Consider the following 22,248-nt stretch of genomic DNA (forward strand, 5'->3'; position numbering starts at 1 on the left):
GAATTATTCACTCAAGGTCCATAAATTCCCATACACTTCTGTACCCTCCTTTTTTCTCAAAATATCCCAATAAGGAATCAAAAAAAGGATTGCTGGCCAAAGTACCACTATCTCCAACCAAGACCAGCTTTCTCTTTGCTCGGGTCAAGGCCACATTCATTCTCCGGGCATCCGAAAGGAAACCTATCTCACCCATTGAATTGGATCGGGTCAGGGAAATCATCATCAGATCACGTTCCTGTCCCTGAAACCCATCCACTGTGTCGATTGTAATCAAATCAGAAAAAGCTCTCAGATTAGGAAAGTCTACAGTCTCAAAAATCAACCTTCTAAGCACCCGAACCTGGGCTGAATAGGGTGCAATTAAACCAATGGTCCAATTGTTTTCCTTGAACTTGGCTACCCCTATCCGTTTTACCAAATCATTGAGGTATTTACAGGCAAAGCGGGCCTCCTCAGGATTGAATGTACTCAGGCTTTCAGCCTCAAGCTGCTCGGAAAATCCCGAACCAGCTGTATCTATCCATTCCAAAACACCTTCCTCAGGAAAAAAGTGGGTTTGCGTATTCTCCGCCGCCACTAATTGCTCCTTGTAAAAATAACCATTGGAAAAACCCATAATATCTGCATGCATCCGGTATTGTACCTGAAGCAATTGCGCTGTAATGGGTTTTCGTTTGATGATTTTTTCGAATAAGGTTTCCGAAAGACCTTCTTGGGCTGCTTCGTAGGACTTGATGGTTGGAGGCAATTGAAAATGGTCTCCGGCAAGCACAACTTTTTTGGCCTTCAGGATTGGCACCCATGTAGCCGCTTCCAGACCTTGTGCTGCCTCATCGATAAAAACCACATCAAATATCATCCCTTTAAGGTGATAAGAGGATGCCCCAACAAGTGTCGTGGCAAATACTTTGGTGCGCTGAAAAATATCGTACTGGATGTATTCCTCTAACTGCTTGGAAGCCTCCCTCAAACGGGTCACTTCCGCAAACAGCAATTTACGTTGTGCCCGCTCTTCCGGTCCAAAATTTCTTTTATATTGCTTGGCCAGCTTTAGATATTGGTCTGTTTCTTTTCTAAGCTTCTTCAGGTCCCGATAACTCGTATGAAAAACGGTTTTGGCATCCAAAGTCTGATTCAGGATTTTTTCCTCAACCCTTGCGGGATGGCCAAGCCTCAGGGTTTCTATACCTTTGTCAGTTAGATTCTCCACCAACAAATCCACCGAAGCATTACTGGGTGCACATACCAATACCGATTGGTTTTGGGATACCGCATCTGCAATGGCAGCAATCAAAGTTGTAGTCTTACCCGTTCCCGGAGGGCCATGGACAATGGCAACATCCCGGGCATTGGCGATTTTTTGACAAGCTTGGTTCTGGGAAAAATTAAGCTGATCCAGTTCAAACCATTTCTTTTCGGAGAATTTGGGAGAAGCCTCTCCCAAAAAAATATCCCTCAGTTCCTTTAGTCGGGGCTGTTCAGGATCCATGACTTTTTTCAAAGCAAATTCCATCTCTCGGTAACTGGCCTCATCAAACAATAAGTCCACTCCCAATCTACTACTGTCCATCCAATCCGGAAGTTCGTCACACTGAAGAGTCACGACCATACTGTCTTTTTTGACCTGGTTGATCACCCCATTGATCCGATTTTCGGAGGTATTATATCCTTCCTGGGTACTGAAAAAAGCCACTGATTTCCCAGACTGAAATGCCGAAGACTGGAATTGGTCCAACTTCTCAATTTCTACCAAAAGCCGCTCTCCCATTCCTATTTTCGACTTTTTGACCAAAATAGGATGCCAAGTGATCCCTTCTTTCTTCTTGTCAGCAAGAGAAGTATTCAGGAATTTCTTTTTGTACTGGGCCAGATCTTCCTGCCATTCCTTTTTAAGAAGTTTCAGTCCATTCTTTAATTCTTCCCTGACTTTGTCCATCAATCCGTATTTTAGGGTGAAGCTAAGAAATCCTGAGTAGGTTTACTGATATTATATAAGTATGAATTTTCTCGCCCACGCCTATTTGTCTTTTAGACAGGAAAAAATCCTGGTGGGGAATTTTATTGCGGATTTTGTAAAAGGCAGACAGATCAACGATTTCCCAATTGAAATAAGAATGGGGATTTTTCTACACAGGGAAATTGACACATTCACGGATACACATCCTCTTGTAAAAGCAGGGCAAACCTTCCTCAGGCCTGAGTGTGGTCATTATGCATCGGTAATTACAGATATTTTTTTCGATTACCTTTTAATCAAACATTGGAAAAACTTCTCCGATATCAGCTTGGAGGATTTTATCCAAAAAACCTATGATACCCTAGACAAAAACTCAGATTGGTTTCCTGAGCGCTTTTCTGCTATGTATTATTGGATGCGAAAAGACAATTGGCTCTATAACTATGGGAGTATCCGTGGAGTTCAGCAGACCTTGACAGGCATGTCCAAACGCACCCGATTTGAATCCAAAATGGAAAACGCCCATTTGATGCTTTTGGAAAAAGAAGCAGAATTTGAGGTGATTTTTTTCACTTTCTTCAGGGATTTGGAGACTTTTGCCCTAGAAAAACTCAAGGAAATAAAAAAAGCCCATGATTTCGATTAAACCCAAAGGTTCAACCTACTTTTCTCTTGGCCTGATTGTGGTGATTTTACTGGCAGGACTTATCATGATCCTGAGAGACTTTGCGTATAAAGGCAGTTTCGGTTTGTGGTTTTATCTAATATCTGCTACCCTAATCACCTTAGTACTTTTGATGCTGCTTGTTAAAATGATGGCAGGATTTCGATTCATTACCGCAGGTAGAGACCAAATTATTGTAAAACTTCCTTTAAGAGGCTATCAAAAAGCGTATCCTGTAAGTTCAATTCTGGCTTGGGAGGAAGAAGTGGTCGTCGCTAATAAGAGGGAATTCAAGCAACTGACCATTGCTTTTTCGGACAAGCAGTCCATTTCCATTTCCAATCATGAGCATGAATCCTACACGGAATTGGTCAAATACCTCCACAAAAAAGCTCCAAAACAGCAAGTGAAAAAGAAAAAAGCCTAAGTGATTACTTAGGCTTTTTTTGATTTAACGTTTCGTTCTAAAGTTTCGGTCATAAAGCTCGATGCTTTCCTTGATAATTCTCATTGCATCTTCCTTGCCCAGAAAATCCTCCACTTTTACTTCCTTGTTTTCCAGCTTCTTATAATCTTCAAAGAACCTATGAACTTCCTTCATCAAATGAGGAGGCAATTCATCAATATCATTGATGTAGTTGACAGACTGATCGCCAGCTGCAACAGCGATGATTTTGTCATCAGCTTCACCACCATCAATCATTCTCATCACGCCGATCACTTTGGCATTGACCAGAGTCATGGAAGGAATATCAATCTGTGATATAATAAGAATATCCAAAGGGTCATGATCCTCACAGAAGGTCTGTGGAATAAAACCATAATTTGCTGGGTAGTGCACTGCTGAAAACAGAACGCGGTCCAAGCTCAACATCCCTGTTTTCTTGTCCAACTCGTACTTGCCTTTGCTACCTTTTGGGATTTCAATGACGCCCATTACATACTCTGGTGCATCCTTCCCTACATTGACATCATGCCACGGATTAATCATAATTTTTCGTCTTTTGATAAAAAGTCAGGGTGCAAAGATACGCTTTACTGCTAAAAAGCCCAGAGAGATCTATGGATTTAGACTAGGAAGAGCAACCTTGATGGTAGTGCCATGATCCAATTGAGAATCCAATTCAATTTGCCCACCCAATTGTTCCACCGCTTCCTTGACCATATACAGCCCCAATCCAGTACCTACATTTTTTTGGGTTGCACGGGTAAATAAGTTGAATACTTCGGGATGATGCCTATCCTCTATTCCTATTCCATTGTCCTCCAAAATTATTACTGCCTCTCCATCTTTCACATCAACAGAAAGGGTAATTTTCTTTTCATCTGATTCATGCTTATGAAACTGCACTGCATTGCTGAATAGGTTATTGAGGATAACCCGGATCTTGGCGTCATCAGAATAAAAATCTCCTTCCTGATTGACAACCTGGTTAATTTCAAACAGGCTCAAGTCAAACTTGGCATGATAGGCCTCCATCTGCTGGGCCACCACCTCTTTGAAATCGATCAAGGCGATTTTATGATCGATTTTAGTAGAGCGATAGAAATCCAGCATTTTGTAAATAAAATCATCCAGCTTAACCGTTGCGGAGTCTATCATCTCAAAATATTCTAAAATATTCGGATCATTCAACTCCATTTTAGCCAATTTGGAAACTCCTGAAATACTCATCAAAGGGCCACGAAGCTCATGGGAAAGACTATATACAAACTGATTCATTTCCGAATGAAGCTTCTGAAGCTTGATATTTTTTTCTTTGAGCTCTTGTCGCATGAAGTAAATATCAGCCGCATTCCGGATAGAATGTTTGATCTGCTCAATATTCCATGGTTTGTCTATAAACCTGTAAACCTCGCCCTTATTGATGGCGTCAATTACACTGGCAATATCCGAATAACCGGTAAGTAAAATCCTGATCGGATCAGGATTGATTTTTACCATTTTTTCAAAAAACTCAGTACCTGTCATTCCAGGCATGCGCTGATCAGCAATCACCACATGGACTTCCTCCGTCTGAGCAATATGAAGTCCTTCTTCTGCATCAATAGCAGTAAAAATTTTAAAATCCTTTCTCAGGGTGGCTCTGAAGGATTTGAGGTTATTATCCTCATCATCGATATAGAGCACATGAATTTTGCTATGCATATTTCGATGTACTTTGATAAACCGGAAGCGTTATTATAAAAGTTGTCCCCTGGCCTTCTTCCGTATCAACTTCCAGAGTTCCCTTGTGATTTTCAATAATAGAATAAACTATTGAAAGCCCCAAACCTGTACCCTTTCCAACTGCCTTTGTTGTAAAGAAAGGTTCGAAAATACGCTGCTTCACATGCTCAGGCATCCCCGGTCCATTATCCGAAATCTCCACAACCACCGTATCTCCCTGAGATTTGGTTCTGATTTCAATTTTTGGATCGGCGATGGTATCAATGTGGTCGCTTAGTGCATGTACGGCATTATTGATGATATTCATAAAGACCTGGTTGATCTTACCTGCCAAACATTCTACCATAGGCAATTCACCAAATTCACGAACAATCCGGATCTTACCAGGAATAGAACTGTTTAGCAAAATCAGGGTACTGTTGATCCCGTCATGCAAATCGACCTTTTTAACATCCTGCTCATCAACTCTTGAGAACAGTCTAAGGCCTTTTACAATCTCTACGGTCCGCTTGGCTCCTTCTTCCATCCCCTTTAGCAACTGATCTACTTCATCCAAGACATAATCGAGCTCAAGGTCTTCCTCAAGAGATTTGGCCTTTTTCTTGGAAGCCTCATCGAATACCTTATTTCCCGTTTCTCTATAGAATTCAATCACTTCCATGATATCCGCAATATCCCTTTTTAATGGAGTGATATTCGAACTCACAAAATTGATAGGGTTGTTGATTTCATGGGCAATACCTGCAGTCAACTGGCCTAAAGATGCCATCTTCTCCTGACTTACCAATTGGCTTTGGGTATTTTGCAGGTTTTTGAGCGCCTGTTCCAATTCATCCGTTCTATGTCGGACTTTTTCTTCCAAAACAGTGTTCTGTTCGCGGATCAGTTCTTCGTTTTCCTTTAACACCCGGAGTCTTTCTGCCTGCTCGTTTTCTTTTTCCTTCTTTAGAATATTGATCTTATCCGCCAATGCGAATGAAAGCAAAAGTGCCTCGACAGCGGATCCGATAGTAAAAATGTAATTAGTGAAGAAGTTGTGCGGCAAGATATTCAAGTCTGCCAACAGGAAAATGATCATGCTACAGATCAAAAAGGACCAAGACATTAAAAAGAACTTGGCCGGTCGGTATCCCTTCTTAAAACTGTAAATAGAAATTCCCAGCAAATACAATGGAACCACCCCCAGGAAAACCTGTAACACTCTGACCTTGGAGTTGATTGTCCCAAAATCCAACAGGAAAGAAAGAAAAACTATTCCATAAACATAGATTATAGTAGTTCCGATTTTGAACAGCTTTTTGTTTAAATCTTGAATGATCAAAAACTTCAATGAATAAAAAATCCCGAAAATGTTCACAACAACTGTTGCCAGAAAAAAGGAGTTTTGTTTCAAGAACAAATTATCAGGCCAAAGAACTACATCCAGATATCCTGCCATTATACCCTGGGTGGCTCCTACAGCAAAAATATAGGCTATGTAATAAGCATAAATTATATCTTTGGTAGATGTCCAGAGGAATAAATTGTAAAAGAACATCGCAATGACAATACCGAAATAAATCCCAAAGAGCACATTTCTTTCGTCAATTGTCAAGCCTGGATCTGACCCCTTAATTATTTCAAAAGGAATATTTACACTTCCAAAACTCTGGACTTTTACAAAAAAAGTTCGATCTCCGTTTACTGGAAGAGTGACTGTATTGAAAAAGCTTTCGAAATCATTCTTGGAGAAATTCATTCGCCCTAAATGAGCAATAGATTCCCCTTGAGAATCGTAGACTTCAATTACATTGAGCATGGGATTGTTGAAAGAAAGCCGGATCTCCTTATCATCCTTGAACCTTTGATCAACTACCAGTTTTATAAAAATATCATGATCATAATGCCCCAATGATATGTATTGATCTTCAACCAAGTTTATTGATTCTGCACTTGAACCAATGAAAGAGTTTATATCATTTACCTGATCCGACTCAAGAAGGTAACCGATAAATTCAAAATCTCTTTCCTTATTGTGCGAATCGCATGAAGCAAAAAGCAATACTAGATTTATAAAAATTATAAGTCTTTTCATTCTAAATACGATGTATATTCAAGTTGAACGCTCCTCCCTCTGTAATTCTCTTCTATTAATAATCGTTTGTTGTTTCTGATTTTAAAAACTGATTCTCTAAACTCAGGGGTTGTTAGTGGTAAATTAATTGCATCATGCAATTTCATGGCAGTGGCAATCAAGTCCAGTTTTGGGTAATAAAAAGTCCCGTTATTCCCTACTTCAGTTAAAATCTCATAGCCAGTCTCGAATCCCAATTTCACCGTAGTGGGTGCTAAAAGTGCATATAAAGAGGTAAGTCCTAGTTTGGGAGTCAAGGCCAAGCACGCTTTGGACATAAAAATCGCTCCAATCCCCAAACCAGTAATTTTCCTTGAATTCCACAAACCGCAAACTTCTCCCGTACCGGCATCCAAGTCTTTGTTGATAATGTCACGGATGGACTTGTCCAGGTCCTCGACTGCTTCAACTATTGGCAAGGGAAACTCCGCATTCGCTTTGTGAATTCTAGCCCCGCCATAAATCAACCCATCCTCCATGGATTCCACAATCACAACGATCACGTCGGGGTTATTTACCCAGGTATCATTGGCTGACGTTACCTTTTTCACCCCTATACTTTCCAGAACTTGCCTATGTCCTTCTATAAACTTCTGGCATCTTTCGGGATCATCGACCGCTTTAAATGCGATTAATCGAAACATAGGTTTTTATTGAATAACAAGGCTTTCATTAACATCCCTCCGATAAGATCTCATAGAGGGTTCTCCCGCATAATTCAACCTAAACATAAATATTTCTTCATTTTTAAGCTCCCGGTTAAAAAGAGTATTGAACTCTTTTTTGTATTCATTTATCATAGCTACCTCCTCAGTCGTGAATCCGTGATCGGAATCCCATTTTATTTTATGAAATATAAACAAGGCTGCTGTCACCGGTTGAAAACTCACCCCATTCAAATTGGCAAGAATCCAAATTCTTTGAAGAATTTTTCCCGCTTCCAGGTAGGATTTTACTGAGAAATCCTTGGCTTGCAGAAGAAAAACTTCCGAGGATGACATCAGGGTTTGATGGGAAATCTTGGTAAGACCATAGCCCATCAAAAACTTCCGGAAGAATCTTACAGTTCTCGGATCCTTCAAAAGTCCCATGGCAGCTCGCTCCGCTCCACTCAATTCCAGCGTCGCAATATCAATACCATCTTTTGTTTCCTGCGCTTCTTTTTCATTCCATCTTACCTCTGCAATGAAATCCTTTAAGCCCTGCTCATGAAAAAGCCGCATCCTGTCCATTCCACCTATCGCATGCGATAGAGTCTCCAAATCTTCATTTTCTGAAATTGATTCCAAAATTAAATCTGAGGAATTAACAATAGCATAGATTTCCTCTACCAACTTGGGGTCAAGTGGTCTCTTAGGAGGATTTTTACGGCTGGTACATCTGATATTAATCCCTCGTTCCAATTCAGCATAGGGTACCTGCAAGGATGAGGTAGATTTCGACACGAATCGAATGCTTGCTATACAGTCTTCTCCGAACTCCTTAATCTGTGTTATGATTTCTACTTCCAGCCCCATTTTGGCCGCCGTCAACCTAAGATTTTCCAAAGCCGCTCCAAAAGCGAACAAAGAACCTGTCCCTTTAAAGTCCAAAAGTGAATGACTTCTTGCCTGATCGTGAAAAAGATGCAAAACACCTCGCTTGTCAAAAATCCAAATCCATGGTTGAATATTCCCCCCTGAAGGCGCCTGATTTGCAGATTCAACCAGGTTTTTCAATTCCTCTCCTGAAAGCAGGTAACCGGAAGGCAAAACATTTTTTGGAAGATTTCTTACAAAATCCTCCTTAGGAACACTGATCAAATCTTTAACATCAAAAGAAGATTCAACAATTTCAACTTTTACAAGGTCATCAAGGTCCACATAAAATCTTCCAGATTTGACAGGTTCCTCCAGCAAAAGTCTTCTTCCCACATGAGCTACAGTTGCCCCCCCTAGGTAAACAGCTGAAGCCAGTTGGGGCCAAGATGATATTGTCTGCCCAACTTCTAACAGAGATGCCTTTGCTCGAGGTGAAAGGGTATCCAATCCTGTTATTTTAACAGCCATAGCTACCTTTTGAACATTGGATAAATCCCTAAGCGTATTAACATCCAAATTACCGACTGCACCGTGAAACAAAGGCCTTTGAGGTTCATCATCGAAGCGTTCAATATCCAACATCCCCCTATCTGAAGTTTCCATCATTACAGGAATGTATTGATTCCTAGCTTTCTCTCTCAACAAAAACTTGATATCCAAGCTATCGCACTCATCAATCAGCAAGTCAAGCTTTCCTCCCTTCAGGAGAAAATCATCAACATTATTCTCATTAACTCCATCCCTATACAAGGTGAGTTTTAAGTAAGGGTCTATTTCAGAAATCTCACGTGCAGCTATCACCACTTTCTCCACTCCCAAGTCTGTAACTCCCGCCTTTAAACGATTGAGGTTACTGAGTTCAAGCGAATCAAAGTCTGCCAGCCTCATTTCCCCGCAGCTTCTTTCCAAAGCCATTGCAAAAGCGATACTTTGACCTACAGAGAGCCCCACAATCCCCACTTTTTTTCCGGCAAGCATTTCCTGCTCCGCCGGAGTGATTTTATAACAATTTCTGATGGTCCGGATTTTCACAAACTCCCTTTCCGGCAACAAGTGAACAACCGTTTGCTTCCAGGGATAATACACCCAGTTTCCATAAGAATCCTTAGGATGTTTTTCGTAGAACTCATCAAGCTTAAGCGCGAGTTCCTCTTTAGAAAACTGCTTATTGGGATGATCCGACTTAATTAAGTCTATTATTTGACTTTCGATCTGATCAACTACTCTCAAACTAGACGAACCTAACAAGGTAGATAACTCATGTAGATCTGAAGGGTTGGAGGAGTCAAAAATGATCGGGTAAACCTGTTCAGTGAAATCACTTGCTGGAGAAGTAATCATTCAATTTTTAGCGCTACTAAGGGTGATACTTCTTGTAAAATTAGTTTTTGATTTAACATCTCAAACTTTTTGATACAAATATTTGCTTTTCATATCAAATTATAATTTAAACTAATTGTTGATTAAAGACATAGGATTTAAGACTTGTTTTTTATTTAAAAAAATAATTATTTGGAGTTTAATTTCATAAAAATTTTATCGTGTAATCTGAATGGAAGGTAAGACTGAAGAAAAAATAAAAATCCTTTATGTCGATGATGAAGAAAACAATCTTCAGGCATTCAAAGCTACTTTTCGAAGGGATTACAAAATATTCCTTGCCAATTCTGCGAAAGAAGGGATAGATATCCTGAATAACGAGGATATTGAAATTGTCATCACCGACCAAAGAATGCCCGAAACTACAGGTGTTGAATTCTTGGAAACCATTATCCCTACACACCCTAGCCCCATCAGAATCCTTTTGACTGGCTATACAGATATTCAAGCTGTGATTGACGCCATCAATAAGGGGCAGGTATACCACTACCTCACCAAGCCTTGGGAAGAGGATTATCTTAGGACTGTAATCAAAAACGCCTATGAAATCTTTACTCTGAGAAGGGAAAATGAGCAGCTTACCCAAGCCTTAATCAAAGCAAACGAACAATTGGAGTTTCTGCTCCGTCAAAACCTGCTTTCCTAATTAGTATCTAGCTGCCAATAGCAGTTGCAATTCCTTGTGATTGAGATCGAATTTTTTGGCCAAATAGGCATTGGTCAAACTTCCTCTGTAAGTATAAACCCCTCTCAAAAACCATTTGTAATTAAAAATCATTTCCTCGGCTCCACCTAGGTCTGCCATCTGCAGAATTATTGGGGTGAAGATATTACTTAAGGAATAGGACGCCGTACGGGCTACTCTTGATGCAATATTGGGAACACAATAATGGATGATGTCATGAACCTTATAGGTTGGGTTTTCATGGGTGGTCATTCTCCCTGTCTCTATGCATCCCCCCTGGTCAATTCCCACATCTATGAGGATGCTTCCATGCATCATATTGGCCACCATCTCCTCGCTGATCACCACCTTGTTTCTGCCCTTTTCCGCTCGGAGAGCTCCAATTACCACATCTGCTTCAGAAAGTGCTTGATTGAGCGTAAAGTTATCAATAGTAGAAGTATAGACTTGCTGACCCAACAATTGTTTGAGTCTTCGGAGTTTGTAAATATGATTATCAAAAACTTTAATATTTGCGCCCAAACCCAAGGCAGTTCTTGCTGCGTACTCTGCAACTGTTCCCGCCCCAATAATCACTACCTGAGTAGGAGGCACACCAGTTACTCCCCCCATCATCAGTCCTTTTCCATCATTCACACTGGAAAGATATTCGGAAGCAATCAGCATTACAGTACTTCCCGCTATTTCGGACATAGCTCTCACTACAGGCATCCCACCTACTTTATCCTCTAAATATTCAAAAGCAACCGAGATGATTTTTTTTGCATTTAAAGTCTGAATAAACTCACGGCTTTGCCTTCCCAACTGAAGCGCTGAAATCAGACAACTTCCAGGGGACATCATCCCTATTTCCTCCAAAGTCGGAGGATCTACCTTTAATACAATCTGGGCTTCCAAAGCCTCTTTACTTGAATAGGCTATTTTGGCACCTGCATCGGAATAATCCTGGTCAGAAAATTTCGCATGAAGCCCTGCTCCGGTTTCCACAATCACTTGGATGCCGTTATTAGTCAGTAATCCAACTGACTCCGGCGTAATCACTACTCGTTTTTCTTCATTGGATTTTTCCTTTGGAAGGCCAACGGTAATGGACTCTCCTCCTCTTTTCACCAAGGCTGGCGACTCTTTTGGAATCATTCCAACAGCAGTGAGTTCTTTCAGGTCAGTGGGCATTTTGGATATGTTGAAGTGTAACTTTTCGTTCCTGATCGGCAATTACCTCAATTTTAATCAGAAAAAATTGATCCGGAAGAAGTGTACCTATGTTTTCAGCCCACTCCATCCAGCAATAATTCCCACTATAAAAATACTCTTCAATTCCGATATCCAATGCCTCTGAAGGATCTTCAAGCCTATAAAAGTCAAAATGATAAATCGTTTCCCCCTTTTGGGTCTCATAATGATTTACAATCCCAAAAGTAGGGCTACTTACTTGATCCACTACCTGAAAATGATCAGCTAAGGCTTTTATCAAAGTAGTTTTTCCCGCACCCATTTGTCCTTGAAAAACCCATATTTTTTCGCTTCCGCCTTCTTCTATAACCTGAGCGGCAAGTCGAGGAAGTTCATCTAATCGATAGGTAAAAGACTTCAATTCATCAAACTATTTAGGTGAAAGATGTACGATCGGTACGATCATTTCTTCCAAAGATACGCCTCCGTGCTGGAAAGTATCCTTATAATAATTCACATAATAGTTGTAATTGTTGGGATAAGCGAAGAAATAATCCTCAACAGCAAACACATAGGTAGAGGATACATTTAATTTAGGAAGCTTTGCTTCTTCCGGTTTTCGCACTTCAAATACCTTTCCTCCTTCAAAATTCAGATTTTTACCCTGCTTGTAGCGAAGATTCGTAGTTACATTTTTATCACCTATGATACGATAGGGACGGTTGACTTTTTTTGTTCCATGGTCTGTGGTTACTACAACCTCTGCTCCCGCTGCCTGGATTTTTTTCAGCAACTCAAAAAGGCTTGAATGTTCAAACCAGCTTTTGGTTAAAGAGCGATAAGCTGATTCATCCGGAGCCAATTCCCGAATCATCTTCATATCGGTTCGGGCATGGGAGACCATGTCCACAAAATTATAAACAAGTACATTCAACTCATTTTGAAGCATGGAATGAAACTGGTCAAGAACTGCTTTTCCCTGATTAGTCTGAATCACTTTGGAATAAGAAGTCTTACATTGAATCCTGTTTTTTTCAAGGTTGATTTTCAGCCAGTCCTCTTCAAAATTATTTTTCCCGTCATCAGAGTCCTCATCCTCCCAAAGATTGGGGTAAAACCTAGCCATATCCAATGGCATCATCCCGCTAAAAAGGGCATTTCTTGCATAGGCAGTGGTAGTAGGTAAAATACTGTAGTAGGTATCCTTTTCCCTTACATTGAAATAGGGGGTCAGCAAAGGCTCAATTTCCTCCCACTGATCCAATCGGAGATTATCTATTACTATAAAAAACAAAGGTTTCTTTTCCTTTATTTTTGGGAAGACCTTGCGCTTCATCACCTGATTGGAAAGCATGGGTTTCTGTTGGTTCTTCTCCTCCAACCAAGTCAAGTAATGATCCTTGACAAATCTGGCAAAAGAAGAATTAGCCTCCGTTTTTTGAGTCTCCAGCACTTCATGCATGCTTTTGTTCTCAGTACTATCAATCTGAATATCCCAATAGGTCAACTTCCGGTAAATATTTGCCCAATCTTCATGATCCTCAGCTTCACCAATTGCCATGCTGATATTCATAAAATCCTGCTGATAGGAATGTGTAGTTCTTTCCTCAATCAACTGCCGGTTTTGAAGAATTTTCTTTACTGAAAGCCAAATCTGGCTGGGGTTGAGTGGCTTAATCAGGTAATCTGCGATTTTTCCTCCGATCGCATCATCCATGATATGCTCCTCCTCACTTTTGGTGATCATGACCACAGGGATCTGGGGTTTGATCTGCTTGATTTGCTGCAGGGTTTCCAAACCGGTCATTCCGGGCATCATTTCATCCAAAAAAATAACATCGAAATTATGGTTCTCGACTTCCTCCACAGCATCAATCCCCGAATTGACCGTGGTTATATCATATCCTTTTTGTTGTAAAAAAAGAATATGGGGCTTGAGCAGGTCTATTTCATCATCTGCCCAGAGTATACTGGATTTTTGGGTCATTACTAATTCGGTTTCTTTTAAAATTAACTACTTTTGGGTAAACAAAACAGGCCTCCTTGAAAAGCCAGAAAATACTGAACGACCCCGTCTATGGATTCATTTCCATTCCGAGCGAGTTGATTTTTACCATTATTGATCACCCCTACTTTCAGAGATTGCGCCGGATCAAACAACTGGGGCTTACTGATTTTGTCTATCCTGGGGCACTTCATACTCGCTTCCATCATGCCTTAGGTGCCATGCATCTGATGAGTATTACCCTAGACAACCTCAGAAACAAAGGTACAGAAATCAGTGACCAAGAATATGAGGCGGCATTGATCGCTATCCTTCTGCATGATATTGGACATGGACCTTTTTCCCATGCCCTTGAATTCAGCTTGCTTAAATCCGTTCCTCATGAAGTGCTTTCCCTTCAAATAATTGAACTCCTGAACAAAGAATTAGGTGGCAAACTTGACCTAACTTTAAGAATATTTAAGAATCAATATAAGCGAAAGTTCTTCCATCAGCTTGTTTCCAGTCAATTGGACATTGATCGTCTGGATTATCTTCAGCGAGATTGCTTCTTTACGGGAGTTTCAGAAGGAACAATTGGGGCTGATCGTATCATTAAAATGATGGATGTAAAAAATGACAACATTGTCATTGAGGAAAAAGGAATTTACTCCATCGAAAACTTCTTGAGTGCAAGGCGATTGATGTATTGGCAGGTTTACCTGCACAAAACCACTGTCAGTGCCGAAAAAATGCTCATCAACCTGATCAACCGCGCCAAATTTCTTCGTAGATCAGGAGAACGCTTCATGATTACCGATGAGTTTGATTTCCTTTTGGGACATGAAGTAAGCAAGACGGACTTTATTGAAAAACCGGACTTGTTGAAAATTTTCCTTGAGCTTGACGATTATGATATTTGGGGAGCAGTAAAGCTCTGGAAAAAGCATCCCGATTATATTCTAAGAAACATTTCTCAAATGTTCTTATCCCGAAACCTGTTTAAAATAAACTTGAGCAATGAAGCATTTTCCAACTCGGAAATTGCGGACATGCGGGAGAAAACCCTCAAAAAACTACAGATTCCGGAAGAGGATCTGGATTATTTCTTTTCACATGGAAGAGTGAGCAATTATGGCTATCTGATCAAGGATAGGATCAATATCCTTACCAAAAAAGGAGAAGTAATCGACGTAGCTCAGGCGGCAGATTTACCGAATATCAAAGTCATGAGTAAAATCGTTGAGAAGCATTATGTATGTAGAGCCAAAAACTTAATTTTAAAAAATTAAATCTGTCAAAAGCAGTTATGGAATTCACTTTAGGACAATTAGCAGCACTTCTTCAAGGATCTGTCGAGGGAGATGAAACCCAAAAGGTGTCCAGACTTGACAAAATTCAGGAAGGGAAAGCCGGAGGAATCAGTTTTTTGGCCAACGAAAAATACGAGCCCTTTATCTACCAAACAGAATCCACGGCTGTAATTGTTTCAGAAGGCTTCAAGCCTTCAAAACCTGTAAAAACAAATCTCATCCGTGTAAAGGACGCCTATCTGGGGTTTACTGCATTATTGGAGGCTTACTCCCAATTTGCAAAAGCTTCATACGTAGGAGTAGAAGAACCCAGCTTCATGCATGAAAGCAGTAAAATGGGTGAAAATGGATACAGGGGGGCTTTTTCCTACATTGGAAAAAACTGTAGAATTGGAAATGGAGTCAAAATCCACCCCCAAGCCTATCTAGGAGACAATGTCACGGTAGGCGACCATACCATTATCCATGCAGGAGTAAAAATTTGTTCAGATACCAAAATCGGAAATAACTGTGAAATCCATGAAGGAGCAGTAATTGGCTCGGATGGATTTGGATTTGCCCCACAACCTGACGGAAGTTATAAAGCTATTCCTCAAATCGGGAATGTAGTAATCGAAGACTTCGTAAGTATAGGCGCTAATACCACTATAGACTGTGCCACTATGGGATCCACTTTGATCAAGAAGGGTGCAAAAATTGACAATCAGGTTCAGATTGCCCATAATGTAACAGTTGGAGAAAATACTGTAATCGCATCTCAAGCAGGAATTTCAGGCTCAACCGAAATCGGAAAAAACTGTGTCATTGCGGGTAAAGCTGGTTTGGTCGGTCATATTAAAATTGCCGACAACACTACCATAGGTGCCAACACGGGAATAAGCAAGTCCATCAAAACACCGGGAACCACCTTATTTGGGTACATGGGTATGGAGCTCAAAAACTTCCTGAAATCCTATTCGATTTTTAAAAATCTGGAAGACCTGGAGAAACGGCTTAAAGAACTGGAAAAAAAGGCGTAATTTTGCGCCCCAAGTATCCCAAGAGGCTGAAAAAGAAATGAAAGTAAAACAGCATACAATTAAAAGGCAGGTAGAATTATCCGGTGTGGGATTACACACTGGCGTGATTTCAAACATGACCTTTGTTCCCGCCCCTCCAAATCACGGCATTAAATTCCAGAGAGTTGACTTGGAAGGAAGACCCACCGTCGATGCAGATTGTGATTTGGTCGTGGATGTTTCCAGAGGTACTACCCTTGAGCAAAACGGAGCCCGCGTATATACAGTGGAACATGTTTTGGCAGCTTTGGTGGGACTTGAGATTGATAACGTATTGATTCAACTGGATGGACCGGAGCCGCCGATTATGGATGGTTCTTCAATCCAGTTTATAGAAGTACTGGAAGATGCTGGATTGGAAGAGCAAAATGCACTGAGAAGGTTTTTTGAAGTTCAGGAAAGCATCCAGTACAAGGACAGCTCTCGTGAAGTAGAAATGGTAGCCCTTCCTACTGACAATTACCGTGTCACCGTAATGGTTGACTACAATTCTCCTGTTTTGGGAAGTCAGCATGCATCCATTACTGACATTGGGCAATTTAAATCAGAGATCGCTTCTTGTAGAACATTCTGTTTTCTTCATGAATTGGAGATGCTTTACAACTCCAATCTGATAAAAGGAGGAGATCTAAATAACGCTATCGTAGTAGTTGACAGGGTTGTAGAGGAAAAAGAATTGGCTCATCTAGCCAAGATGTTCAATAAGCCAAGTGTAGAAGTCAAAAAAGAAGGAATCCTCAACAATGTGGATCTTCGCTACAGAAACGAACCCGCAAGACATAAACTTCTGGATGTAGTGGGTGATTTGGCATTGGTAGGAAGACCGTTGAAGGCCCAGATTTTAGCGGCCAGACCAGGACATGCCGCCAATGTGGCATTTGCAAAAAAACTTAAGCGGGCAATGGAAAAATCGGGATCCACTCATATCCCTCATTATGACCCAAAGCTCCCTCCTGTGATGGACATCAACCAGATCAGCAATATTCTGCCGCATAGATACCCCTTCCAATTACTTGATAAAATCATTTATTTGGATGAAACTGTGGTAGCAGGAGTTAAAAACGTCACGATCAATGAGCCATTTTTCATGGGGCACTTTCCTGGGAACCCGGTGATGCCTGGAGTATTGCAAGTGGAAGCCATGGCCCAAACCGGAGGAATTTTGGTATTGAGTACCGTGGAAGATCCTGAAAACTATTGGACCTATTTCCTGGGGATCGAAAGTTGCAAGTTTAGAAAAATGGTACTTCCTGGAGACACATTGATTTTCAAATGTGAATTATTGGCTCCTATCCGAAGAGGAATTGCAAAAATGAGAGGGGAAGCCTATGTGGGCAACACCTTGGTTTGTGAGGCTGTAATGACTGCCAGTATAACCCGAAAAGAATCATGATAAGCCCTTTAGCTCACGTAGATCCAAAAGCTCAACTGGACAAAACGGTTGAAGTCAGTCCTTTTACCATGATTCATGAAGATGTGATCATTGGAGAAAACACATGGATTGGACCCAACGTAACTATTTTCCCTGGAGCTCGGATTGGAAAAAACTGTAAAATTTTCCCCGGGGCGGTAATTGCAGGAATTCCTCAAGACCTAAAATTTCAAGGAGAGGAATCTACGGTTGTGATTGGGGATAATACCACCATCCGCGAATGTGTAACCATCAGTAGAGGTACAGTAGATAAACAAACAACTGTAATTGGAAGCAACTGCCTTCTGATGGCATATGTGCACGTAGCTCACGATTGTGTGATTGGAAGTAATGTAATTATCGCCAACGCTGTTCAGATTGCCGGTCACGTATCAATTGACGACTGGGCAATTGTTGGTGGATCAAGTGCTATCCACCAATTTGTAAAAATCGGAATGCATTCCATGATTTCCGGTGGCTCACTCGTTCGAAAGGATGTCCCTCCATTCACCAAAGCTGCAAGAGAACCTTTATCCTATGCGGGGGTTAACTCGCTAGGCTTGAGAAGAAGAGGATTCAGCAGTGAAATCATCGCTCATATCCAAGAAGTTTACCGTTACCTTTTCCTTAATAGCTTAAACAACAGTCGGGCTTTGGAAGAAATCGAGGTCAACTTGCCGGCTACAAAAGAAAGAGATGAGATTTTGAACTTCATTCGATCATCTGAGCGTGGAGTCATGAAAGGCTACATTCATTAATTATGCTAAAAATCCAACTTGCAGGGGCTTCAAAACGCTTTCAGTACGAATGGATTTTTAAAAATCTTTCCCTAGAACTTTCTGAGGGGGACTCTTTGGCAATTACTGGTAGTAATGGTTCGGGAAAATCCACCTTGCTAAAATGTATGACGGGTGCAATCCCTCTTTCTGATGGAAAAATCCATTACCAGGAAAACGGGCATTCTATCCCAGAGTCAGATTGGTTCAGAAAATTAAGTATCGCAACTCCCTATCTGGAATTGCCAGAGGAATTCACCCTAACCGAACTCCTGGAATTTCATTTCAAATTCAAAAAAATCAAGCCCGGACTCGACCTTGATCAACTGGTTGAAATCCTCTACCTAGAGCCACATAAAAACAAATTTGTCTCTCAGTTCTCTTCGGGAATGAAGCAGAGACTGAAGCTGGGTTTGGCTTTATTTTCGGAATCATCCCTTGTTTTTTTGGACGAACCCACCTCTAACTTGGACAAAAAAGGCATCTCATGGTATCGGGAAATGGTCTCCACCTACATCCAAAACCAAATACTGGTGATATGCTCCAATGAGCAAAGGGAATACGATTTCTGTAAGCAAAAAATAAAACTCGAAGATTATAAGTGATCCTGAGCTTTGAACTTAGGTAGAGATGAGTAATTTTAGAAAGGAATATTATAAAATGCTATGAGATTATCAGAATTGAGAATAGCTGTTTTTGCCATATTGATGGTATTTTTTCAAGGTTGTGGCGGTGATGGACCAGAACCAGCCCCACCTCAAAAGACTCCAGAACAACTCGCAGTTGAGGCATTGACAGGATCTGGGTCGTTGACTTGGGTGATCGCTGGAGGTGGTTCGGTAACTAGAAGTGGAACCAATGTGACTGAACTATACCAAACATTTGAACTTCAAATAAATTCCGGCACTACCAAAACCTATACTAGTATCAATAATAATGACCTTTTTGATGCATCCGGGAACTGGAGTTTTGCAGGAACCAATTTTGATAAATTTATCCTTACGGGATCCAAACCAGCGGCCGGCAGGGAAATTTCCTTCACAAGAACTGGAGACAACCTCAGACTGGAATTCAATATTCCTGCACCAGGCGGACGAATCAACGGAGTTTTTGCTGTAGCTGGAAGCTATGTTTTTAATTTGGTCAAAAAATAAAAGGAAAAAGATCCAATAAAAAATGGGAGTTAAAGCTCCCATTTTTTATTTCAAGGTCACTAAAGTAACTCCAGCCCCTCCTCGGTCTGCATGCTCATCTTCCATTTTTTTTACGGCAGGCATGGTCCTTAGTAAATTCCTTGTCACCTCCCGAAGTATCCCATCTCCTTTTCCATGAACAATCCGCAAATCCTTCAAGCCCAACATGTAACCCTCATCGATAAAAGTCTGGATAATGGGTAAAACCTCTTCACCTCTTTTTCCTCTAAGATCCAGGTTTGGAGAAAAATCCATCATTTTCGCATTGGTGTTGTACCCAGATCGGGATGCCATTGCCTTCTTTTCCTTCTTAACCTGAGTCTGGGAAATTTTCTCGAGTCGGTTCAATTTTACGGTGGACTTAAGTTCTCCAATTGAAATTTCCACCTCCTTATTTCTCACCTGAAGCACCTCTGCGATTGCACCGTTGTCTTTCAAACGAACCCAATCACCATGCTCTATTTTCCCTCCCAAAACGACCACTTCCGGATCACGAACTTTGATTTTTTCAGGCTTGACAGTTTCCTTAAAGGATTCTAGCTCCTTCCTCAATTTTTTAGTGGCTTCCTTCTCCGCTTTCTCTTCCCGGATTTCCCGAATGGTAGCCTCAATTTTTTTATTGGTCTCGTCCAATAGGCTTTTGGCTTCCTGCTTAGCCTCCTGGATATAGCGCTTTTTGGTCAACTCAAGAGTTTCCTTCAGCTCATTGTATTCTTTGAGACGCGTTTGAAGTAATTTTTCCTTGGCGGTGATTTCCTTCAATAAATTGGAGTACTTGTTTTTCTCATTTTCCAACTGAGTCAACAGCCGGTCATAGCGAACCCGCTCCTCTCCGATTTGGTTTTTGGCGTACCCCAAAATATCCTTCGAAATCCCTATTTTGGAGGCAATCTCCAAAGCAAATGAAGAACCCGGTTTCCCTATTTCCAACTGGTACATCGGCTCTAGCCTATCCACATCATATCTCATGGCACCATTGACCAGCCCCTGATTCTTATTCGCTAACTGCTTGAGATTCCCATAATGGGTGGTCACCACTCCAAAAGCACCTTGCTTATTTAATGCTAAAAGAATGGATTCGGCAATAGCACCTCCAAATTGAGGTTCGGTACCTGTTCCAAATTCATCGATAAACAAAATGGTCTTTTTATTGGCGAACTGGGTAAAGTGCTTCATGCTCATCAAATGGGAGCTATAAGTACTCAGGTCATTTTCCAGGTTTTGCTCATCTCCTATGTCAATGAAAAAATTATCAAATAGTGAGCCTTTTGAATCAGGACTAACCGGAATCAGAAGGCCACATTGAAGCATATACTGAAGCAAGGCTACGGTTTTAAGGGTAACAGATTTTCCTCCAGCATTGGGCCCAGAAATAACCAACAAACGATTATGCCCAGACAAATGAATATCCAAAGGCACAATAGATTTCCCTTGGGCCTTCAAGGCAAGTTCCAAAATGGGGTGTCTTGCCTTAGTCCAATTTAGCATACGCTCTTTGACTAAATCAGGTCGAACCGCATTGATTTTCACGGCGAATTTGGCTTTTGCCCTGATAAAATCCATCAATCCAAGAAAGTTGGTGGCCTTTCGCAATGCAGGTATGGAGGGTCTTAGCCTATCTGTGAGCTGGGTCAGGATTTTGATGATCTCCCTTCTCTCCATGTATTCCAGATCACGGATCTCGTTATTGATATCCAAAGCCTCTTCCGGCTCCATAAAAACAGTCTGACCCGTTGCAGATTCATCATGGATAAAGCCTCTCAGTTTACGCTTGTTCTCCGCAGCTACGGGGATCACTAATCTTCCTGAACGGATCGTAATTGCAGAATCCTCCGGTGTCAGTCCTTTGGCACGGGCTTCTTTGAAGACTCTTTCCATCACCTTCCTCAGCCTACCTTCCTCATAAACGATCTGATTCCGGATCAGTTGAAGGTCCCTGCTTGCATTGTTTCGGATTTTTCCTTTTTCATCAATGATCAACTCAATGGCTTTGAGCAAGCCCAAATCCAATTCCATCACCAATCCAAGCAACTGGCTAAGAGTGGGATATTGGTCTCCGAATTTTTGAAAAAATGTAAGGCAGGACTTTAGCGTCTGCAAGCCTAGCTTGACCTCATGAAACTCATCCTGGTCCAAGAAAGCCCCTTCCAACTTTGCTTTTTCTAGGTAAGGGTTCAAATCCGTGAAATTGGAGGCTGGAAAACTCTCTCCAGAGATCAGAATTTGTCGAAATTCCTCAGTCTGATCCAAAAGCTTTCCTATCATGTTGTGGTCCGAGGAAAAAGCGACACGATCTACGTATCCCATTCCCAAGGGGGACGAACATTCAGTTTTTAAAAGGTCCTTAATTTTAAGGAAATTGATTTTTTGTTCGAGATTAGACGGATAAAGCATCACATTTTTTCTTCGATATCTCCGGATGATTCTCTTACCACCAGAGAATCTATTACCCGGGCATAAATTCGATCCATTGTTTTAGGAAACTGAAGGTAATAGCGCATACTTTCGGTAAAAACAGAATCCTCCACTCCATGATTCAAAAAAACGTCCTTTTCCATCAGGGAATAAAGTACCTGGGAGGAATCATAGGATATGGGCAATGCACTGGCCACTCCTTCTGTAAAATGAATGTCAATCAATACAGCTACCATCTGCTCTTCTGAAAGCAAACCGACTGGTTCTTTCTCCTGATCGCAGGCTACCAGCACCAAAAAAATGGTGCATATGGCTAATAATCTTTTCACGTCCTAAAATTAGGTTTTTTTAACGGATAATCTTCTTGCCCTTC

General features: G+C 41.1%; 20 protein-coding genes. 9 read left to right on the forward strand and 11 right to left on the reverse strand.

Annotation, left to right across the window (positions count from 1 at the left end):
* Positions 1–7: 7 nt before the first annotated feature.
* Positions 8–1,939 carry an AAA domain-containing protein gene (locus P2G54_RS12120; protein ID WP_275871468.1) on the reverse strand — a complete coding sequence of 644 codons (1,932 nt, stop codon included), beginning with the start codon at positions 1,937–1,939 and terminating at the stop codon, positions 8–10.
* A gap of 61 nt (positions 1,940–2,000) precedes the next feature.
* On the opposite strand from P2G54_RS12120, the gene P2G54_RS12125 reads away from it, so the two are divergent.
* Together P2G54_RS12125 and P2G54_RS12130 are read left to right on the forward strand one after the other, a co-directional pair.
* Complete coding sequence (locus tag P2G54_RS12125) at positions 2,001–2,606, forward strand: ACP phosphodiesterase (RefSeq protein WP_275871470.1); 606 nt, start codon at positions 2,001–2,003, stop codon at positions 2,604–2,606.
* The gene (locus P2G54_RS12130) at positions 2,593–3,051 is read left to right on the forward strand and encodes a hypothetical protein (protein ID WP_275871471.1); all 459 of its coding nucleotides are present in this window, start codon (positions 2,593–2,595) and stop codon (positions 3,049–3,051) included. The genes P2G54_RS12125 and P2G54_RS12130 overlap by 14 nt, the downstream gene beginning before the upstream one ends.
* 24 nt (positions 3,052–3,075) lie before the next feature.
* Here the strand turns inward: P2G54_RS12130 and P2G54_RS12135 are convergent, their stop codons facing one another.
* From P2G54_RS12135 to P2G54_RS12155, 5 genes are all read right to left on the reverse strand, one after another.
* The gene (locus P2G54_RS12135) at positions 3,076–3,615 is read right to left on the reverse strand and encodes an inorganic diphosphatase (protein WP_275871473.1); all 540 of its coding nucleotides are present in this window, start codon (positions 3,613–3,615) and stop codon (positions 3,076–3,078) included.
* Positions 3,616–3,684: 69 nt separating this feature from the next.
* On the reverse strand, positions 3,685–4,773 hold the full coding sequence (locus tag P2G54_RS12140) for a hybrid sensor histidine kinase/response regulator (RefSeq protein WP_275871475.1): 1,089 nt from the start codon (positions 4,771–4,773) through the stop codon (positions 3,685–3,687).
* The gene (locus P2G54_RS12145; protein WP_275871476.1) at positions 4,766–6,868 is read right to left on the reverse strand and encodes a 7TM diverse intracellular signaling domain-containing protein; all 2,103 of its coding nucleotides are present in this window, start codon (positions 6,866–6,868) and stop codon (positions 4,766–4,768) included. Before P2G54_RS12145 ends, P2G54_RS12140 begins: the two co-directional genes overlap by 8 nt.
* Positions 6,865–7,551, reverse strand: coding sequence for a hypothetical protein (locus tag P2G54_RS12150; RefSeq protein WP_275871478.1), 687 nt, complete (start codon positions 7,549–7,551; stop codon positions 6,865–6,867). The genes P2G54_RS12145 and P2G54_RS12150 overlap by 4 nt, the downstream gene beginning before the upstream one ends.
* Positions 7,552–7,557: 6 nt before the next feature.
* Entirely contained in the window at positions 7,558–9,828 is a 2,271-nt protein-coding gene (locus P2G54_RS12155) for an Rv1355c family protein (protein ID WP_275871479.1), read from the reverse strand.
* Positions 9,829–10,039: 211 nt separating this feature from the next.
* Between P2G54_RS12155 and P2G54_RS12160 the strand changes: the two genes are divergently transcribed.
* Complete coding sequence (locus tag P2G54_RS12160; protein ID WP_275871481.1) at positions 10,040–10,513, forward strand: response regulator; 474 nt, start codon at positions 10,040–10,042, stop codon at positions 10,511–10,513.
* Here P2G54_RS12160 and P2G54_RS12165 read toward each other — a convergent pair whose 3' ends face one another.
* Genes P2G54_RS12165 through P2G54_RS12175 form a run of 3 tightly spaced genes read right to left on the reverse strand, consistent with a single transcriptional unit; the run spans position 10,514 to position 13,712 of the window.
* Positions 10,514–11,725: an alanine dehydrogenase gene (locus P2G54_RS12165; protein WP_275871482.1), complete on the reverse strand. Its 1,212-nt coding sequence runs from the start codon at positions 11,723–11,725 to the stop codon at positions 10,514–10,516.
* A complete protein-coding gene (gene tsaE, locus P2G54_RS12170; protein ID WP_275871484.1) occupies positions 11,715–12,146 on the reverse strand; it encodes a tRNA (adenosine(37)-N6)-threonylcarbamoyltransferase complex ATPase subunit type 1 TsaE in 432 nt (143 codons plus the stop codon). The genes P2G54_RS12165 and tsaE overlap by 11 nt, the downstream gene beginning before the upstream one ends.
* 9 nt (positions 12,147–12,155) lie before the next feature.
* Positions 12,156–13,712: a PglZ domain-containing protein gene (locus tag P2G54_RS12175; protein ID WP_275871485.1), complete on the reverse strand. Its 1,557-nt coding sequence runs from the start codon at positions 13,710–13,712 to the stop codon at positions 12,156–12,158.
* A 56-nt stretch (positions 13,713–13,768) separates the two neighbouring features.
* Between P2G54_RS12175 and P2G54_RS12180 the strand changes: the two genes are divergently transcribed.
* From P2G54_RS12180 to P2G54_RS12205, 6 genes are read left to right on the forward strand one after another with little or no spacing between them, the layout of a single operon-like run.
* Complete coding sequence (locus P2G54_RS12180; protein WP_275871487.1) at positions 13,769–15,001, forward strand: HD domain-containing protein; 1,233 nt, start codon at positions 13,769–13,771, stop codon at positions 14,999–15,001.
* A gap of 17 nt (positions 15,002–15,018) precedes the next feature.
* Positions 15,019–16,041 (forward strand): UDP-3-O-(3-hydroxymyristoyl)glucosamine N-acyltransferase, encoded by a 1,023-nt coding sequence (lpxD, locus tag P2G54_RS12185; RefSeq protein WP_275871489.1) that lies wholly within the window; start codon positions 15,019–15,021, stop codon positions 16,039–16,041.
* 37 nt (positions 16,042–16,078) lie between these two features.
* Positions 16,079–17,473 carry a bifunctional UDP-3-O-[3-hydroxymyristoyl] N-acetylglucosamine deacetylase/3-hydroxyacyl-ACP dehydratase gene (locus P2G54_RS12190; RefSeq protein WP_275871491.1) on the forward strand — a complete coding sequence of 465 codons (1,395 nt, stop codon included), beginning with the start codon at positions 16,079–16,081 and terminating at the stop codon, positions 17,471–17,473.
* A complete protein-coding gene (lpxA, locus tag P2G54_RS12195; RefSeq protein ID WP_275871492.1) occupies positions 17,470–18,249 on the forward strand; it encodes an acyl-ACP--UDP-N-acetylglucosamine O-acyltransferase in 780 nt (259 codons plus the stop codon). Before P2G54_RS12190 ends, lpxA begins: the two co-directional genes overlap by 4 nt.
* Before the next feature lie 2 nt (positions 18,250–18,251).
* Positions 18,252–18,872 carry an ATP-binding cassette domain-containing protein gene (locus tag P2G54_RS12200; protein ID WP_275871494.1) on the forward strand — a complete coding sequence of 207 codons (621 nt, stop codon included), beginning with the start codon at positions 18,252–18,254 and terminating at the stop codon, positions 18,870–18,872.
* 60 nt (positions 18,873–18,932) lie between these two features.
* Positions 18,933–19,421 (forward strand): hypothetical protein, encoded by a 489-nt coding sequence (locus P2G54_RS12205; RefSeq protein ID WP_275871495.1) that lies wholly within the window; start codon positions 18,933–18,935, stop codon positions 19,419–19,421.
* Positions 19,422–19,466: 45 nt separating this feature from the next.
* On the opposite strand, the gene P2G54_RS12210 is transcribed toward P2G54_RS12205, so the two are convergent.
* Both P2G54_RS12210 and P2G54_RS12215 read right to left on the reverse strand, forming a co-directional pair.
* Positions 19,467–21,854, reverse strand: a complete 2,388-nt coding sequence (locus P2G54_RS12210; RefSeq protein WP_275871497.1) for a Smr/MutS family protein — start codon at positions 21,852–21,854, stop codon at positions 19,467–19,469.
* A complete protein-coding gene (locus tag P2G54_RS12215; protein WP_275871499.1) occupies positions 21,854–22,204 on the reverse strand; it encodes a DUF4296 domain-containing protein in 351 nt (116 codons plus the stop codon). Before P2G54_RS12215 ends, P2G54_RS12210 begins: the two co-directional genes overlap by 1 nt.
* Positions 22,205–22,248: the final 44 nt, after the last annotated feature.

It is taken from the genome of Algoriphagus sp. CAU 1675 (genome assembly GCF_029222925.1).
Taxonomy (GTDB): domain Bacteria; phylum Bacteroidota; class Bacteroidia; order Cytophagales; family Cyclobacteriaceae; genus Algoriphagus.